General features: G+C 70.4%; 3 protein-coding genes. 2 read left to right on the top strand and 1 reads right to left on the bottom strand.

The window, feature by feature from the left end; all coding sequences use genetic code 11:
- Positions 1-314 precede the first annotated feature (314 nt).
- A complete protein-coding gene (locus DQW06_RS18995; protein ID WP_013154284.1) occupies positions 315-737 on the top strand; it encodes an SsgA family sporulation/cell division regulator in 423 nt (140 codons plus the stop codon).
- Positions 738-789: 52 nt separating this feature from the next.
- Here DQW06_RS18995 and DQW06_RS18990 read toward each other — a convergent pair whose 3' ends face one another.
- Complete coding sequence (locus DQW06_RS18990) at positions 790-1632, bottom strand: aminotransferase class IV (RefSeq protein ID WP_013154285.1); 843 nt, start codon at positions 1630-1632, stop codon at positions 790-792.
- A gap of 384 nt (positions 1633-2016) precedes the next feature.
- Here DQW06_RS18990 and DQW06_RS18985 point away from each other — a divergent pair, with 384 nt between their 5' ends.
- Positions 2017-2448, top strand: coding sequence for a roadblock/LC7 domain-containing protein (locus tag DQW06_RS18985; RefSeq protein WP_013154286.1), 432 nt, complete (start codon positions 2017-2019; stop codon positions 2446-2448).
- Positions 2449-2637: the final 189 nt, after the last annotated feature.

Here is a 2637-nt window from a genome sequence, read left to right as displayed (position 1 = left end):
CGATCCCCGCAGTGATAAGGAGTTCCCACCCCCGTGGACCCGACGAACACCACCCCTTCATTACCTCCGCGTGACGTGGGACACCCAACATTGGGAAATCTTTGGTTTGTCCTGGTCATTACAGTGACGAAGGATCGTGGCGCCGCACCGCGGCACGCCGGGCCCGTCGCACGGGCGGCGAGACCTCCGGTCCCACCCACCAAGAAAGCCTCCGTACTCACGTCATGTTCCGCGGGAAGCCGCGTTGGAGCCCGTGAGACGGCAACCGACCCGCGCCGCAACAGCAAGGCCGGACGAGAAAAGGTTTGGCGAACATGAACAGTAGCGACACCACTGCCACCGCCGAGCTGGGCCTGCGGCTCGTGGTCCCCGAACGCACGGCGGTTCCCCTGGTCGCGCGCCTGGACTACAGCGCGGACGACCCGTACGCCATACGGGTGGCCTTCCACACCGGCGAGGACAACCCCGTCGAGTGGATCTTCGCCCGCGAGCTCCTGACCGTCGGCATCGTGCGCCCGGTCGGCGAGGGCGACGTCCGCGTGTGGCCCTCCAAGGACGACAACGGCGACCGCAGTGTGAGCATCGCGCTCTCCTCCCCCTTCGGTCAGGCCGAGTTCGACACCCAGGTCTCTCCCCTGGCCGAGTTCCTCCACCGGACCTACGAGATCGTTCCGGCGGGCCAGGAGGGCCAGTTCGTGAACCTCGACGAGGAGATCCAGCAGCACCTGCACTCCTGACGACCCGCGGGCCCCGGGGCCCTTCGCGGAGCACTCCCGACGGCTGAGGGGGTCAGGGGTCGATGTCGGCCGCGGAGCGCTCCGCGAAGACCGACGCGGCCTTGGCGGTGACCGGCCCGGGCTCTGCCGACACCGTGCGGCCGTCCACGTGCAGGATCGCCTGCACGTCGCGCCCGGTGGAGGTCAGGAAGGCCTCCGTCACCTCGGGGAGGCGCTCCATGGGCACGTCCTCCTCCTCGCCCCCGAACCACTCCAGGACGAGTTCGCGGGTGATCCCCGCCAGCGGGCCCGCCGACAGCGGCGGGGTGACCAGCCTGCCGTCGAGCACCACGAAGACGTTGCTGCCGGTGCCCTCGCACAGGTTGCCGCTCACGTTGCGAAAGAGCGCCTCGCCGGCGCCGCGCTGCTTGGCGTAGGCCAGGGCGCGCACGTTGTCGGCGTAGGAGGTGGTCTTGAGCCCGGCCAGGGCCCCGAACTCGTTGCGCGGCCAGGGAACCGTCGCCACGTCGGCGTGCGGGGCGATCCCGGGGAAGGGTCCCAGGGCCACGATGGCGGTCTGCTCGCCCGGGGAGCGGTCCGAGCCCAGCGGCCCGGCGCCGTCGGTGACCGTGATGCGCACGCGGGCGTCGGGCAGGTCCGGGTTGGCCGCCACCGCGCGGGCGACGCCGTCGGCGATCAGATCCAGGTCGGGCTCGGCCATGCCCAGCCCCTCCGCGGAGCGGGCCAGCCGCCTGAGGTGGCGGGTGAGGGCGAAGGGGCGGCCGCCGCGGGCCCGCACCGTCTCGAAGACCCCGTCACCCACCGTGATCCCGTGGTCCACCACGGGAATGCGCGCCTCGCTCTCGTCGACGACGGTGCCGCGACCGTACCCGGCACCCGCGATCCACACCTTCATCTGCCACCCCCACGTTCTCAAGAGCCCAGGTAGGGCCGGTGTCTGCACGATCCTCCCACCTCGTCGGCGTGTCCCGGCCCGCTCCTTCCGTAACCTCCGTACGGCGGGTTGGCAAGCCCCATGACCGGCACCGGCCGCTGGTCCAGCACCTATGCCCGTTTTGCGGAGGTATCACGACTGGTCACGCGGCTCGACGGTCTGGGCGGCCCACCCGGAATCCACCGTGGCGGCCGGACAGATAAGTTACGAATGACTATCATCTGGGCAACGCTTATGCGGGACCGGTGGCAGCCGAGTTCGGAGCTTTCCCCCAAGGCCCCCGGCGGCGGCCCGCAGTGCGCGTGTCCCACGTCACGCACGACCACTGACAGAGCAAAGAGAGACATGACCCCACCGAGTACCGCCCGCGGAGAGCTCAGCTGGTTGCTGGACGATCTCCTCACGCGTGCCTCCGGTACGCAGCACGCCATCGTCCTGTCCACCGACGGGCTCCTCATGGCCACCTCCAGCGGACTGGACCGTCCCGCCGCCGAGCACCTGTCCGCGATCGCCTCGGGGCTGCACAGCCTCGCGGGCGGGGCGAGCAAGCAGTTCGCCGCGGGCGGCATCCGCCAGAGCATCATCGAGATGGACCGCGCCTTCCTCTTCGTCGCCGCGGCCGGAGAGGGCGCATGCATGGCGCTGATGTCGGACTCCGACAGCGACGTGGGCCTGATCGCCTACGAGATGAACAAGGTGATCGAGAGGGTCGGCCAGTACCTCTCGGCGCCTCCCCGACCCGACATGCCCTCCTCGCCGGCCCACGTGGAGAAGTAGCTCCCGCCGCCTCGGCGGGTCGGCGGACCTGCCCCGGCGGGGCACGGGTGTGCCCGGTGCGCCCGGCCGATTTCGCGCTTGGCCGGGAATCCGCTAGAGTTCTTAACGCAGCGAGGGGCGCTGACGGGGAGGAACCCCGGAGGCAGGACTCGCCGCGCGGACGTGGCTCAGCTGGTAGAGCATCACCTT

It is taken from the genome of Nocardiopsis sp. TNDT3, assembly GCF_003427465.1.
In the GTDB taxonomy this organism is placed as follows: Bacteria; Actinomycetota; Actinomycetes; order Streptosporangiales; family Streptosporangiaceae; genus Nocardiopsis; species Nocardiopsis dassonvillei.
This window is presented reverse-complemented; position numbering and strand designations above follow the sequence as displayed.